The sequence below is a fragment of the Streptomyces sp. CB02980 genome, from assembly GCF_014451325.2.
GTDB lineage: Bacteria > Actinomycetota > Actinomycetes > Streptomycetales > Streptomycetaceae > Streptomyces.
Genome location: NZ_JACSCH020000003.1, coordinates 364580 through 379242 on the forward strand (window position 1 = coordinate 364580; position 14663 = coordinate 379242).

At 72.1% G+C, this 14663-nt stretch carries 13 protein-coding genes; 6 read left to right on the forward strand and 7 right to left on the reverse strand.

What is annotated here, in order from left to right:
• Positions 1-10: 10 nt before the first annotated feature.
• A complete protein-coding gene (locus E0F75_RS08590) occupies positions 11-1366 on the reverse strand; it encodes a PLP-dependent aspartate aminotransferase family protein (protein WP_187621895.1) in 1356 nt (451 codons plus the stop codon).
• A 63-nt stretch (positions 1367-1429) separates the two neighbouring features.
• Between E0F75_RS08590 and E0F75_RS08595 the strand changes: the two genes are divergently transcribed.
• From E0F75_RS08595 to E0F75_RS08615, 5 genes are all read left to right on the forward strand, one after another.
• Positions 1430-3034 carry a PLP-dependent aminotransferase family protein gene (locus tag E0F75_RS08595; RefSeq protein WP_267499377.1) on the forward strand — a complete coding sequence of 535 codons (1605 nt, stop codon included), beginning with the start codon at positions 1430-1432 and terminating at the stop codon, positions 3032-3034.
• 101 nt (positions 3035-3135) lie between these two features.
• Positions 3136-3579, forward strand: a complete 444-nt coding sequence (locus E0F75_RS08600) for a hypothetical protein (RefSeq protein WP_187621896.1) — start codon at positions 3136-3138, stop codon at positions 3577-3579.
• A 14-nt stretch (positions 3580-3593) separates the two neighbouring features.
• A complete protein-coding gene (locus E0F75_RS08605) occupies positions 3594-5051 on the forward strand; it encodes a hypothetical protein (protein WP_187621897.1) in 1458 nt (485 codons plus the stop codon).
• Between the two features lie 49 nt (positions 5052-5100).
• Positions 5101-5709, forward strand: a complete 609-nt coding sequence (locus E0F75_RS08610; RefSeq protein ID WP_187621898.1) for a hypothetical protein — start codon at positions 5101-5103, stop codon at positions 5707-5709.
• A gap of 120 nt (positions 5710-5829) precedes the next feature.
• Positions 5830-6681: a histidine kinase gene (locus tag E0F75_RS08615; protein WP_187621899.1), complete on the forward strand. Its 852-nt coding sequence runs from the start codon at positions 5830-5832 to the stop codon at positions 6679-6681.
• A 276-nt stretch (positions 6682-6957) separates the two neighbouring features.
• Here E0F75_RS08615 and E0F75_RS08620 read toward each other — a convergent pair whose 3' ends face one another.
• Positions 6958-7755, reverse strand: a complete 798-nt coding sequence (locus tag E0F75_RS08620) for a carbon-nitrogen family hydrolase (protein ID WP_187621900.1) — start codon at positions 7753-7755, stop codon at positions 6958-6960.
• Positions 7756-7910: 155 nt separating this feature from the next.
• On the opposite strand from E0F75_RS08620, the gene E0F75_RS08625 reads away from it, so the two are divergent.
• Positions 7911-8738, forward strand: coding sequence for a maleylpyruvate isomerase family mycothiol-dependent enzyme (locus E0F75_RS08625; RefSeq protein WP_187621901.1), 828 nt, complete (start codon positions 7911-7913; stop codon positions 8736-8738).
• Between the two features lie 139 nt (positions 8739-8877).
• Here the strand turns inward: E0F75_RS08625 and E0F75_RS08630 are convergent, their stop codons facing one another.
• The 5 genes from E0F75_RS08630 to pdhA form a co-directional block, all read right to left on the reverse strand.
• Complete coding sequence (locus E0F75_RS08630) at positions 8878-10194, reverse strand: nitrate/nitrite transporter (RefSeq protein WP_187621902.1); 1317 nt, start codon at positions 10192-10194, stop codon at positions 8878-8880.
• Complete coding sequence (locus E0F75_RS08635; protein ID WP_187621903.1) at positions 10191-10865, reverse strand: GntR family transcriptional regulator; 675 nt, start codon at positions 10863-10865, stop codon at positions 10191-10193. Before E0F75_RS08635 ends, E0F75_RS08630 begins: the two co-directional genes overlap by 4 nt.
• A 95-nt stretch (positions 10866-10960) precedes the next feature.
• On the reverse strand, positions 10961-12409 hold the full coding sequence (locus tag E0F75_RS08640) for a dihydrolipoamide acetyltransferase family protein (RefSeq protein ID WP_187622165.1): 1449 nt from the start codon (positions 12407-12409) through the stop codon (positions 10961-10963).
• A 31-nt stretch (positions 12410-12440) separates the two neighbouring features.
• The gene (locus E0F75_RS08645) at positions 12441-13421 is read right to left on the reverse strand and encodes an alpha-ketoacid dehydrogenase subunit beta (protein ID WP_187621904.1); all 981 of its coding nucleotides are present in this window, start codon (positions 13419-13421) and stop codon (positions 12441-12443) included.
• Between the two features lie 2 nt (positions 13422-13423).
• Positions 13424-14602: a pyruvate dehydrogenase (acetyl-transferring) E1 component subunit alpha gene (pdhA, locus tag E0F75_RS08650; protein ID WP_187621905.1), complete on the reverse strand. Its 1179-nt coding sequence runs from the start codon at positions 14600-14602 to the stop codon at positions 13424-13426.
• Positions 14603-14663: the final 61 nt, after the last annotated feature.

A 14663-nucleotide genomic window follows, 5' to 3' on the forward strand; every position in this document is an offset into this window, starting at 1 on the left:
CGGCGGATGCCTAGACGGCCTTCTCCAGCGCCTTCTCCAGCGCCTGCTCCAGGTCCGCCCACAGGTCCTCGACGTGCTCGATGCCGATCGAGATCCTGACCGTGCCGGGGCCGATCCCCGCCGCTTCCAGGGCCGTCGCGTCGAGCTGGTGGTGGGAGGTGGAGGCCGGGTGCATCACCAGGGTCTTCACATCGCCGAGAGAGACGCTGAGGGAGGCCAGCCGGACCGCCTCGACGAAGGTGCGGCCCGCCTCCCGGCCGCCCGCCAGGTCCACCGAGATCACGCCGCCTCCCCCGGCGGGCAGCAGGCGCACGGCGATCGCCCGGTCCGGGTGGTCGGCGAGGGCGGGGTGGCGTACGGCCGCCACCGCCGGGTGGGCGGCGAGCCGGGCCGCCAGGTCGGCGGCGCTCGCGCACTGGCGCTCCATGCGCAGGGAGAGGGTCTGCATGCCGCGCAGGGTGAGCCAGGCGGCGAACGGGTCGGTGGACGCGCCCTGTTCGACCGCGTGGTGCCGGATCCGCCCGTACAGCTCGGCGTCCTTGAAGACGGCGATCCCGCCGAGGACGTCGGCGTGCCCGGACAGGTACTTGGTCGCGGAGTGGATGACGATGTCGGCGCCGTGGTCGAGCGGCCGGAAGAGGAGCGGCGAGGCGAAGGTGTTGTCGACGGCGACCGGGACCCCGGCCTCGGCGGCGACGGCGGCGAGCGCGGGCACGTCGGAGACCCGGGTGGTCGGGTTGGCGATGGTCTCCAGGTAGAGCAGCCGGGTCTCGGGGCGCAGCGCCGCCCGGACCTCCTCCGGGTCGGTGCCGGAGACGTACGTGACGTCGACCCCCCAGCGGGTGGCGAGGCCGGTGAGGACCGCGTACGTGCCGCCGTAGAGGCAGGTCTGGGCGATGACATGGCCGCCGCTGCCCAGCAGGCCGAGGAGGACGGCGTTCACCGCACCCATGCCCGAGGCGAAGGAGACGCCGGCGGTGCCGCCTTCGAGGCGGGCGACGGCGTCCTCGAGGGTGCGGACGGTGGGGTTGCCGTGCCGGCTGTAGAGGAAGGCCTCCGTGGAGGTGAAGGCGGTGGCGAGGGCGTCGGCCGATTCGAAGGCGAAGACATGGCCCTGGTGGAGCGGGACGCCGAGGGGCCGGCTTCCGGTGATCTCCACGTGCGGCGGGTGGACGGCGAGGGTCTCGGGGCGCGGAGACGGCGAGGAGGAGGCCGCGGACGAGGCCGCGGGCGAGGCGGTGGGGGACGTGGGGGAGGCGGCGGACGAGGCCGCGGGGGACGTGGCGGAGACGGCGGACGAGGCCGCGGGGGACGTGGCGGAGACGGCGGGCGGGGCGGACACGGCGGACGTGGAGTCGGTGCTCATGAACTCAGTCTGTGGACAGGGCGTTTGCCTTCCCAGGTCCAATCCCGGCAGATTGGTTCGGCCATGAAGCCAATCGGTCACTCCCCTGATCCCGACGACCTCGTCTCGCGGCTCGGTCGCTGGTCCGCCGGCCGCGGGCCCCTCTACCTGCTGCTCGCGGCCCGGCTGCGCCGCCTCGTCGACGAGGGCGCGCTGCCCCCGGGCACCCTCCTGCCGCCCGACCGGCGGCTCGCGAAGGCCCTGGCCGTGGGCCGTACGACGGTGGTCGCGGCGTACGACACCCTGCGCCAGGAGGGGCGGCTCGTACGACGGCAGGGCAGCGGGACCCGGGTCGCGCGGGCCGCGCTCGCGCCGGAGGCACCCCGGGCGGGGGACGCGCCCCGCGTGACGGAGACGTCCAACCCGCTGTTCCTGCACCTCCTGGAGGCGCCGGACGACGTCATCCTGCTGAGCTGCGCCGCCCCCGTGGAGCCGCCGCCCGAGCTGGCGGAGGCGTACCGCTCGCTCGTCCTGCCGGGCGGGGACCTCGGCTACCACCCGGCCGGTCTCGGCGTACTGCGGGCGGCGGTGGCCGCGCGGTACGCGGAGCGGGGCGTGCCGACCGGGCCCGGGCAGATCCTGGTCACCACCGGTGCGCAGCAGGGGCTTTCGCTGCTCGCCCGGCTGCTGTTGGCGCCGGGGGACGGGGTGCTGGTGGAGGCGCCGACGTATCCGGGGGCTCTCGACCTGTTCCGGGAGGCCGCGGCCGTGCCGCTGCCGGTGGCGGTCGGACCCGACGGGCTCGACGTGGCGGAGGCGGTGCGGGTGATGGAACGCCACCGTCCCGCCCTGGCCTATGTGGTGGCCCGCTTCCAGAACCCCACGGGCACGGTGCTCCCGCCGCTCGCCGGGCGCCGGCTCGTGGAGGCGGCGAACGCGCTGGGGGTGCCGCTCGTGGACGACGAGGTGCTGGGCGACCTGGCGTTCGGCACGGCGCGGGAAGCGCGGCCCCTCTCCGCGTACGGCGAGGTGATCGCGGTCGGTTCGCTCAGCAAAGTCGTGTGGGGCGGGCTGCGGATCGGCTGGGTGCGCGGCCCGGCACCGCTGATCGCCCGCCTCGCCCGGCTGAAGGCCCTGCACGACCTGGGCTGCGACGTGCCGTCCCAGCTGGTCGCGGCGCGTCTCCTCGCCGACTTCGCGCCCGTACGGGCCGCCCGGCTGCACACCCTCCGCGCGGGTCACACCCATCTGCGGGCCGAGCTCGCCCGGCTGCTCCCGTCCTGGTCCTGCGCCCCGGCGACCGGCGGCCAGACCCTCTGGGTGCGGCTCCCGCACGGCGACGGCGTCTCCTTCGCCCAGGTCGCCCTCCGGCACGGGGTGGCCGTCCTGCCGGGTGCGACCACCGACGCCCTCGGCGGCAGCGTCCGGCACCTGCGGCTGCACTTCCTGCTGCCGCCGGAGGTGCTCACGGAGGCGGTGCGGAGACTGGCGGCGGCCTGGGCGGAGTACGCGCCGGCCCCGAGAGCGGAGCCGGACGCGGAACGGGGCGGGGAGCCGGCCCCGAGAGCGGAGCCGGACGCGGAACGGGGCGGGGAGCCGGACGACGGACCGGGCGCGCAGAGGGGCGTGGACACGGGCGCGGATACGAGGGCGAAACCGGGCACTTCACTCCAGGGCATCACACTCTGACCCGACCGGAGCGATCCAGCCTTGCATCCCGGGCTTCACCACGGAAACATACGGTGCACCTGCAAAGTGATGATCATTCTTTTTCATGGGGGCGCAGCGGCATGGGTTTTGACGAGGACTGGGCCGGCATACGGTCCGGCGTGACCGAACAGGCCCCCGTCGGAACGCGGTTGAACCAGCTCGACGGCGGCGGCGGTGGCGGAGGCACGTCCGGTGGGCCGCCCAGTCTCGCTACCGCACCAGCAAAGAAGAAGGCCGCGGCAAACACCATCGAGAACGAGCTGGAACCGGACACGGCCAAGGCCGCCAAGGTCGCCGACGCCGCCACGACCGCCGCCGTCGGCGGCTTCGAGGGCTGGGCGACCGCGGCAGGCCTGAAGACGGTCGAGACCACCTGGGACAACCAGGTGAAGAACCTCATCGCCCGGCTCGCCTCCGAGAAGACCGCCCTGCGCAGCACGGCGCTCACGTTCGGCCAGCGGGAGCTCGACACCCGTGCCCGTCTCGCCGGGGTCGGGCCGACCTCGCGCATCGAGCAGTACTGAGGGGGCGGACGTACATGCTGACGTACTCCGAGATCATGACGACCGACCTGGGCAAGCTCGCCACCACCGCCGACAAGTGGACCGAGATGGCGGGCGACCTGCACAAGGTGGAGGAGCGCTACCGCGACAGCGTCGAGTCGCTGACGACCTCCCAGGCCTGGCTGGGCGAGAGCGCGACCGCCGCGCAGACCAACTTCGCGGCCACCCGCTACGAGTACCAGGCCGCGCAGACGCAGGCGAAGGCCACCGCGACGGTGCTGCGCAACGCCCACGAGCAGTTCACCGAGCTGAAGAAGCAGCTGGAGAGCGCCCGCGCCGACGCCGTCAAGGCCGGGATGAAGGTGTCCGAGCAGGGCAGGGTCGCCTACGACTACGAGCGGCTCTCGCCGAGCGAGCGCAGCGCCCTGCACCACGACCCGGACGGTGCCAAGAGCGTGCGGGAGGCCGAGACGGCCTGGACCGAGCACCTCGACGGCTGGGTCAAGGCCTTCGACCTCGCCGACCAGGACCTGAAGAAGGACCTGGAGGCCGTGGTCAAGGACGGCTACGGCAACAAGAACGACGCGACCGTCGGCACCGGGTTCAACGGTGACGCCGGGAAGGTCGCCGCGGCCGACGACAAGGCCAAGGACGACCGGATGAACCTGGCCTGGCTGAAGATGAAGGACAACGAGACGCTCGACGACTACGTCCAGCGGCTCCAGCGCGACGGCATCGCCAAGCTCACCGGCAACGAGAAACTGGCCGACCTGGTCGACAAGTTCACCAAGGGCACGATCACCGCCGGCGCCTTCTCCGGCGCCCTGACCGCGATCGGCATCTACTCGTACAAGCTGTCCAAGGCCGTCCGGCCGCCGTTCGTCCACCCGACCGCGCCCGGCACCTTCCTGTCCAAGCACTTCAACATGCGGCTCGCGGGCGCGGCTCCCGGCAGCCTGCTCAGCAAGATCCCGCCGGGCCTCGCGACCGCGCTGACCGGCTCTGACGAGGCCGCCATGCTCGGCGGGTTCATGCGCAACAACGCCTTCTTCATGCCGACCGCCGCCGAGGCCAACCTCCTGAAGGTCGCGCAGAACGGCGGCCTCGCCAACGCCGCCAAGGCGGCCGGCGTGCTGCGCGGCGCCGGTGTCGTCGGAGGCGTCGCGGCCACCGCGTACGGCATCGCCAACCTCACCACGTACAACTCGGACATGATCAAGGCCGACCCGGCGAAGTTCGCCTCGGACCTCACCGGAACGGCGTTCAGCGCCTCGATGACGATGCTGACCGTCGCCCCGACCCCGGTCACCCTCGGCCTCGCCGTCGGCACCGGCGTGGCCTACGGAGCCGCGCTGATCTGGGACAACCACGAGGCCATCGGGAAGGGTATCGAGCAGGCCGGGGACTGGATCGGCGACAAGGCGTCCGACGTGGGCTCCGGGATCGCGAGCGGAGCGAAGAAGCTGGGCAGTGCCCTGAACCCCTTCGACTGACCCCGGCCGCGAGACCCCGAGATCCCTGAGACCGAAGAGGAATCCGTTCATGCACACCCAGGTCAGCCCGTTCGAACTCCAGGCGTGGAAGGAGGGGAACCGGCACAACTACAGCGCGGGCTGGAAGGGGGTCTCGCCGGAGTTCGGCGAGATCACGCTGACGGCGCCCCTCCCCCGCACCAACCCCGAGACGCTCGTCTCGGAGGTGCGCGGCGGGCTGCTCCCCGTGGCCTCGTTCGAGGCCCGCGGGATGCACGCCGAGGGGCTCAAGCTGCCGACCCTGAACCGGTCCACGCTGCGGGTCGGCGACCGGATGGTGTACGTCTCGCGGAACCGGTTCGGCGCCACGCTCGACCAGCGCGCCCTGACGATGAAGTACGCGGGCGACCAGTACCGGCTCGCGGCCCTCGACAAGAACGCCTACGTCCTGACCCGAGAGCCCGACGACGAGGACCCCGGGGTCAGGATCACCGTCCGCGAGTCCGGGCGCGGCAGGAACCGCCGGCTCTCCGTGCGGGTCGAGGGGCGCGCGGAGGGCGGGGACCTGGCCCTCGGCCTGATCTTCGCGGGCGTCGACCGGTCGACCCTGACCCGGATCGGCGCGGTGAAGGCGGGCATCTCCCGCGTGACCCATTTCTGGACCGAGGCGACGTACTGATCCCCCGCCCGGCCCCGTGCGCCGTACCCGCCGCACCACGCAGCGTACCCGCCGCACCACGCAGCGCACCCGCCGCACCCGCGCCACACGCCCTACCCGCCCTACCCGAGTGAGCGACACATGCCTTCCTTCGACGTGACCCGATCCCGTTTCCGGCTGGCCGACGACGAGGTCTTCGTCCTCGCCCAGCTGGCGACCGGTCAGCCGGTCCCGGAGTCCATGGCGCCCGCCGAGGCGCGGCTCCGGGACGCCGGGTTCATGAACGGGGCCGGGGAGCTGTCCACGCTCCTGCTGCCCCTGATGCAGACCCTCGTCAACCCCTCCGTGATCGTCTCCCTGGAGGCGGGCGGCCGGCAGGGCGCCCTGCACCACGGGCTGCTCATCGGCGGCGACCACGTCGTCTGCCACGAGACCTGGCCGGGCGAGGAGGAGGCGGTCTACCGGCTCGTCGAGCCGCGGACCGTGGTGTGGACGCTGGCCGACCTGATCGCCCTGCGCCAGTCCGACGCGCCGGGCGCCGACAAGGCCGGGGAGCAGGTCGTCGAGACGACCATCGGCGTCCTGGAGGCGGGCCTCCAGGCCCTGGAGAAGGCCGCGTCGACGCCCGGCGCGGACGAGCGGCAGCTGGTCGTCGAGGCGCTCCGGGCGGCCGGGACGGCGGAGGGCACCGCCACGCGGCTCGCCCAGCTGATCGTGGAGGTCCGCTCCAACTGGCGGATGACCGCGGCCTGGCAGGGCCGCCAGGACGGGGTGCCGGGTGTGACGGCCCGTGTGGTCGCCGCCTGGGACTGCGGTCCGCTCGGCTACTGGCTGCGCGAGCTGCCCGCCGAGCCGGTGGCGGAGGGCGAGGTCGTGGCCGGCAGCCCGTTCCGGCTGCGCCGCGTCGCCCCGAAGCGGATCTGGCAGGAGCTGACCGGCCTGCTCCCGGACGAGTCGGAGATCGTACGGCGAGAGGCCCCGGCGCAGCCGTAGCGGCCTGCGCCGCGGAGCTCGTACGAGAGAAGGCATCGGCCCCAGGTCGGCCCCCGCGCCGGCGGGGGCCGCATGCGGGGCGGGGGCCGGGTCCCGTCCGGGGTCCGGGGTCCGTTCCCGGGCCCGCTGACGGGGTCCGGGGTCCGGGGTCCGTTCCCGGGCCCGCTGACGGGGTCCGGGGTCCGGGTTCGCTGACGGGTCCGTTCCCGAGTCCGGGGCCGGGTCCCCTTCCGCGAGCCGGGTCCGCTTCCGCGGGCCCCGTGGCTCCGGGTGCTCTCAGCCCCGCTTCGGCGGCGCGATTCCCAGCACCCGGTCCTTCAGCGCCGGGAACTGTTCGCGGGTCGTGGTGACCTTCGCCGGGTCCAGGACCACCCGGAGGATCTCCTCGTCCGGACCCGCCTCGGCGACGGTCTCGCCCCAGGGGTCGACGACGATCGAGTGACCGGCCTGCTCCACGCCCGCGTGCGTGCCCGCCGTACCGCAGGCCAGGACGTACGCCTGGTTCTCGACCGCGCGGGCCCGGGCCAGCAGGCTCCAGTGGGCGCGGCGGCGGGCCGGCCAGCCGGCCGGGACGACGAAGGCCTGGGCGCCCGCGTCGACGAGCCCGCGGAACAGCTCGGGGAAGCGCAGGTCGTAGCAGGTGCCGACGCCGACAGTGAGGTGCGGCAGGTCGACGGTGACCAGGTCCTCCCCGGCGGCCATCATCACCGCCTCGCCCTTGTCGAAGCCGAAGCGGTGGATCTTGCGGTAGGAGGCGGCGAGTTCGCCGTCGGGGGAGAGGACCAGCGAGGTGTTGTACAGCGCACCGCCCTCCGCCTCGACGAAGGATCCGGCGTGCAGCCAGACCCCGGCGTCGCGCGCGGCGGCGGCCATCGCGCGGTGGGTGGGGCCGTTCAGCGGCTCGGACTCGGCGGCGAAGGACTCGTACGCGAAGGCCCCCATGGGCCACAGTTCCGGCAGGACGACGAGGTCGGCCCGGCCGGATTCCTCCCGTACGAGACGGGCCACGCGGGCACGTCGGGCGTCGACCGGTTCGTCCGGGTCTACCGCGATCTGGATCAGCGAGGCGCGCACACTACCACCGTCCTGGCATTCGAGCCGTCAACACCGGCCTACGATCGTCACACGAAAGCACTGCCGGGGTGCCTTCGGGCAGCGTAACTTAGCGTCCGAGCCTCCCACCCAGTCGTGTTTTCAGCCCGCGCACCGAAGAACCGCCGAGGGGTCCCGTGACCGTCCATCCCAGCCTCCAGAACTACGCCGACGCCTGGACCCACTCCATCGAGGCGATAGCCGAGCTGGTGCAGCCGCTCGTGGAGGGCGAGTGGAACCGGCCCACACCATGCCCCGGTTGGTCGGTGCGGGACATCGTGTCCCATGTGATCGGCATGGAGACCGAGATGCTCGGCGACCCGCGCCCGATCCACTCCCTGCCGCGCGATCTCTACCACGTACGCAGTGACTTCGCGCGCTACATGGAGGTCCAGGTCGATGTGCGGAGGCACCACACCGCGCCGGAGATGACCTCGGAGCTCGAGTACATCCTGATCCGCCGGGCCCGTCAGCTCCGCAACGAGAACCGCTCCCCCGAGCACCTGATCCGCGCTCCGCTCGGCGCCGAGCAGTCCCTGGAACTGGCGTACCGGATGCGCGCCTTCGACGTGTGGGTGCACGAGCAGGACCTGCGGGTCGCGCTCGGCACGCCGGGCAACCTGGACTCGGCGGGCGCTCACGTGACGCGTGACGTGCTCCTGGAGGCCCTGCCGAAGGTCATCGCGAAGGACGCCGGGGCGCCCGCCTCTTCGGCCGTCGTCATCGACGTCAGCGGCCCGGTGGAGTTCCTGCGGACGGTACGGGTCGACGCCGAGGGCCGGGGTTCCGTCGACGGCGCGCCCTCGCTGGGCCCCGCGGTGACGCTCGCGACGGACTGGGAGACGTTCGTGCGTCTCGCCTGCGGCCGGGTGCGGTCGGCCGATGTGGCCGACCGGGTCAAGACGGAGGGCGACGAGGCGCTGGCGCAGGCCATCCTCGACAACTTCGCGGTGACTCCGCGCTAGTTCACTGTCCGGCGGTCCACTGTCAGACGGTTCGCTGTCAGACGGTTCGCTGTCAGACGGTTCGCTGTCAGACGGTTCGCTGTCAGACGGTCCACTGTCAGACGGTCCACTGTCCGGCGGTCCGCTGTCAGACGGTTCGCTAGACGGGGACGTGTACGGCTTCCACCCGGCTGGCGACGAGCCGCTCCCGTTCCCTGCGGTGGGTACGGGCCTTGAGACGCAGGATCTGTACGACACCCAGCGCCTCCAGGACGAAGACCGACGAGAACGCGATCCGGTAGTTGTCGCCGGTCGCGTCGAGCAGCACGCCCACGGCGAGCAGCGTCGTCATCGAGGCCACGAAACCACCCATGTTGACGATGCCGGACGCGGTGCCCTGACGCTCCGGCGGGTTCGCCGGGCGGGCGAAGTCGAAGCCGATCATCGAGGCCGGTCCGCAGGCGCCGAGGACCAGGCAGAGGGTCACGAGCAGCCACATCGGGGCGTGGTCGCCGGGGTACGCGAGGGTGGTCGCCCACAGCAGGGCGGTCGCGGCGACCGTGCCGAGGGCGAGCGGGGCGCGGGCCGCGTGATGGCGGGCGATGATCTGCCCGTACGCGAGGCCGACGACCATGTTCGACAGGACGACCAGCGTGAGCAGGGTCCCCGCGGTCGACCGGGACAGGCCCTGTGCCTCCACCAGGTACGGCAGTCCCCACAGCAGCAGGAAGACCATCGCGGGGAACTGGGTGGTGAAGTGCACCCACATGCCGAGCCGGGTGCCGGGTTCCCGCCAGGACTCGGCGATCTGACGGCGTACGAAGGCGGCGCCCGCGTGCGTGGCAGGCTGCGGCTCGTGCCCCTCGGGGTGGTCCTTGAGGAAGAGCAGCAGCAGGACCAGGACGACGACGCCGGCGAGGGAGCTGCCGACGAAGGTGGTCGTCCAGCCGAGGCCGTGCAGGGCGCGGGCGATGAAGACGGTGGAGACGAGGTTGCCGGCCATGCCGAAGAGCGCGGCGACCTGGCCGATGAGCGGGCCCCGGCGGGCCGGGAACCAGCGGCTGCCGAGCCGCAGGACGCTGATGAAGGTCATGGCGTCGCCGCAGCCGAGCAGCGCCCGGGAGGCGAGCGCGGTGCCGTACGAGGGGGAGAGCGCGAAGCCCAGCTGGCCGAGGGTGAAGAGGACGACGCCGAGGGCGAGGACCTTCTTGGTGCCGAGCCGGTCGACCATGAGGCCGACGGGTATCTGCATGCCCGCGTAGACGAGCAGCTGGAGTATGGAGAAGGTGGAGAGCGCGGAGGCGTTGACGTCGAAGCGGTCGGCGGCGTCGAGTCCGGCGACACCGAGGGACGTACGGAAGATGACGGCGACGAAGTAGACGGCGACGCCGACGCCCCAGACGAGGGCCGCCCGGCGGCCGCCGGGCGGATCGCCGGGGAGGGTGACGGCGGAGCCGTATCCGTTGCGGTTGCTCATCGGTCCTCGCCCCGGACCAGGACCTTGACCCAGCTGAGGTGCTGGCGGACGCAGTGCGCCGCGCCCTCGGCGTCACCGGCTCTTATCCGGTCGAGGATCTCGGCGTGCTCGGTGATGTTCTTGGCGACGCGGTCGGGCTGGGACTTCATCACGGCGACGCCCATCCGCAGCTGGCGGTCCCGGAGCTGGTCGTAGAGGCGGGAGAGGATCTGGTTGCCGGCGTGCTGCACGATCTCGGCGTGGAAGCACCGGTCGGTGACCGCCACCTCGGCGAGGTCCCCGGCCGCCGCCCGCAGCTTCTGCTCCTCCAGGAGTTCCTCCAGCCGCTCGATGAGCGAGGCGGGCGCGGGCACTGCCCGGCGGACGGCGAACTCCTCCACGAGCAGCCGGGTCTCGACGACGTCGGCGATCTCCTGCGCGGAGACGGCGAGGACGAGGGCGCCCTTCTTCGGGTAGAGCTTGAGCAGCCCTTCCATCTCCAGCTTGAGCAGCGCCTCACGGACGGGCGTCCGGGACACCCCTACGGCGAGGGCGAGTTCGCCCTCGGTGAGGAGGGTGCCTCCCTCGTAGCGCCGGTCGAGTACGGCCTGCTTGACGTGCATGTAGACACGGTCGGCTGCGGGGGGCTGCCTGGTGGGCTGCGGAGCGGGACCGGCTGGCGCTGATGGCATGCGCACAGAATAGATACAACAGAGGTGCAACAGAGAGCCCCGTCCACATCATGGACGGGGCCTCATGTTTCACGTGAAACGGGCGAACCCGCGCACTACGCCCAGCTGATCAGCCTCTTCGGCTGCTCCAGGATCGCGGCGACGTCCGCCAGGAACTTGGAGCCGAGCTCGCCGTCGACCAGTCGGTGGTCGAAGGAGAGGGCCAGCGTGGTGACCTGACGCGGCTTCACCTTGCCCTTGTGGACCCACGGCTGGAGCTTGATCGCACCGACCGCGAGGATCGCGGACTCGCCGGGGTTCAGGATGGGCGTACCGGTGTCGACGCCGAAGACGCCGACGTTGGTGATGGTGAAGGTGCCGCCCTGCATCGCCGCCGGGGTCGTCTTCCCGTCGCGGGCGGTGGAGATCAGCTCGCTCAGCGACGCCGAGAGCTCGGGCAGGGTCTGCGCGTGCGCGTCCTTGATGTTCGGCACGAGCAGACCGCGCGGGGTGGCCGCGGCGATGCCCAGGTTCACGTAGTGCTTGAGGACGATCTCCTGCGCCGCCTCGTCCCAGGCCGCGTTGATCTCCGGGTTGCGCCGGACGGCGACCAGGACGGCCTTGGCGATGAGGAGCAGCGGGTTGACCCGCAGGCCCGCCATGTCCGTACCGGACTTGAGCTCCTCGACCAGCTTCATCGTGCGCGTGATGTCGAAGGTCACGAACTCGGTGACGTGCGGGGCGGTGAAGGCCGAGCCGACCATCGCGGCCGCCGTGGCCTTCCGTACGCCCTTGACGGGGACACGGGTCTCCCGGGCGTCGGTCGACACGACGGGAGCGGCCTGCACGGCCGCCGGGGCGGCCACGGGCTGGGCGACGGGCGTCGGGGCCGGGGCCTCGACGGCCGGCGCGGGCGCCGGAGCGGCCGCCGCGTGGACGTCCTCACGGGTGATGATGCCGTCCGGGCCGGTCGGGGTGACCGTCGCCAGGTCGACACCGAGGTCCTTCGCGAGCTTCCGGACCGGCGGCTTGGCCAGCGGGCGCCCGGCGCCCGGCCCGTGCCCGTTGAGCTGCTCCGGTACGGAGACCGGAACGGCGACGGGGACAGCGGCCGGAGCGGCCTGCGCCGGAGCGACGGGAGCGGCCGTGACCGCGCCCGGCGCCGGCTTGCGCGGGCGCCGCTTGGTGGAGCTGGCGGCCACGCCGTAGCCGACGAGGACCGGCGTGCGGCCCTGCGGCTCGGCCTCCTCCTCGGCGACCGGAGCGACCGGAGCGACCACGGCGGGCGCCGCGGCCTGGGCGACCGGAGCGGCCTCGGCGACCGGCGCCTCGGGCGCGGCCCCGCCGCCGACGTTCACCGAGATGATGACCTGGCCGACGTCGACCGTGGTCCCCTCGGCGAAGCGCAGCTCGTGGACCGTGCCGTCGAAGGGGATCGGCAGCTCGACCGCGGCCTTGGCCGTCTCGACCTCGCACACGATCTGGCCGTCCTCGACCGTGTCACCGGGCTGGACGTACCACTTGAGGATCTCGGCCTCGGTGAGGCCCTCGCCCACATCGGGCATCTTGAATTCGCGGATCGTCACGGTGCTCTCCTCAGTACGCCAGCGAGCGGTCGACGGCGTCGAGCACGCGATCAAGACCCGGCAGGTACTCCTCCTCCAGGCGCGCCGGCGGATACGGCGCGTGATAGCCGCCGACCCGCAGGACGGGGGCCTCCAGGTGGTAGAAGCAGCGCTCGGTGATCCGGGCGGCGATCTCCGCGCCGGCTCCGTAGAAGACCGGGGCCTCGTGGACCACCACGAGGTGGCGGGTCTTCTCGACGGACCGCTGGATGGCGTCGAAGTCGATCGGGGACATCGAGCGGAGGTCCAGGACCTCGACCGACTTGCCCTCCTCCTGGGCGGCCGCGGCGGCCTCCAGGCAGACCTTCACCATCGGGCCGTACGCGGCGAGCGTGACGTCGCTGCCCTCGCGCGCCACCCGGGCGTCGTGGAGCGCGCCGGGGATGGCCTCGGTGTCGACCTCGCCCTTGTCCCAGTAGCGGCGCTTGGGCTCGAAGAAGATGACCGGGTCGTCGCTCTGGATGGCCTGCTGGAGCATCCAGTAGGCGTCAGAGGAGTTGGACGGCGAGACGACCTTGAGGCCCGGGACGTGCGCGAAGAGCGCCTCGGGGGACTCGGAGTGGTGCTCGACCGCGCCGATGCCGCCGCCGTACGGGATACGGATGACGACGGGCATCTTGACCTTGCCGAGCGCACGGGCGTGCATCTTGGCGAGCTGCGTGACGATCTGGTCGTACGCGGGGAAGACGAAACCGTCGAACTGGATCTCGACGACCGGGCGGTAGCCGCGCAGGGCCAGACCGATCGCGGTGCCGACGATGCCGGACTCGGCGAGCGGCGAGTCGATGACCCGGTCCTCGCCGAAGTCCTTCTGCAGACCGTCGGTGACCCGGAAGACACCGCCGAGCTTGCCGACGTCCTCGCCCATGATGAGGACCTTGGGGTCGGTCTCCAGCGCCTTGCGGAGCGACTCGTTGAGCGCCTTGGCGAGCGGAAGCTTCTGTACAGCCATGGTTACTTGACCTCGCCATCCGCGAAGGACGCCTGGTAGGCGGCGAACTGCGCGCGCTCCTCGTCGACGAGCGAGTGCCCGTCCGCGTACACGTTGTCGAAGATCGCCATGTCGTCCGGGTCGGGCATGTTGCGCACACCCTCGCGGACGCGCTTGCCGAGCGCCTCGCTCTCGGCCTCCAGGGCCTCGAAGAAGGCCTCGTCGGCGTTGCCCTCCCGCTCCAGGTACGCCTTGAGGCGCAGGATCGGGTCCTTGGCCTCCCAGGCCTCCCGCTCCTCGTCCCGGCGGTACTTCGTCGGGTCGTCGGAGGTGGTGTGGGCACCCATGCGGTAGGTGAAGGCCTCGACGAGGGTCGGGCCCTCGCCGCGACGGGCACGCTCCAGGGCGGAGCGGGTGACGGCGAGACAGGCCAGGACGTCGTTGCCGTCGACCCGGACACCGGGGAAGCCGAAGCCGCGGGCGCGCTGGTAGAGCGGGACGCGGGTCTGCTTCTCGGTGGGCTCGGAGATCGCCCACTGGTTGTTCTGGCAGAAGAACACGACGGGCGCGTTGTAGACCGCGGAGAAGGTGAACGCCTCGTTGACGTCGCCCTGGCTGGAGGCGCCGTCGCCGAAGTAGGCGATCACGGCGGAATCCGCGCCGTCCTTGGCGATACCCATCGCATAACCCGTGGCGTGCAGGGTCTGGGAGCCGATGACGATCGTGTAGAGGTGGAAATTGTTGCTGTTGGGATCCCAGCCACCGTGGTTCACACCGCGGAACATTCCCAGCAGATTCGTCGGGTCGACGCCACGGACCCACGCGACACCGTGTTCGCGGTACGTGGGAAAGACGTAGTCGTCGTCCCGCAGGGCGCGGCCCGAGCCGATCTGGGCGGCCTCCTGGCCGAGCAGCGAGGCCCACAGGCCCAGCTCGCCCTGACGCTGCAGCGAGGTCGCCTCGGCGTCGAAGCGACGGGTGAGGACCATGTCGCGGTAGAGACCGCGCAGCTCCTCGGCGCTCAGGTCGATGTCGTAATCGGGGTGCTGGACGCGCTCTCCCTCGGGCGTCAGCAGCTGAACGAGCTCGGGCTCTGCGCCCTGCGCTGCCGGTGCCTTCTTTGCGCTCGCGGCGCTGGTGGTGCGCTTGGCGCCGCTGCTGCGTCGCGTCGTCTTGCGCGCGGCAGTGCTCTCCACGGTCACGTGCGTGCTCCTCCGTCGGTCCGGCCTCCGGGTTCGCCGGTAAGCCAGTGCGGCTCCGCCT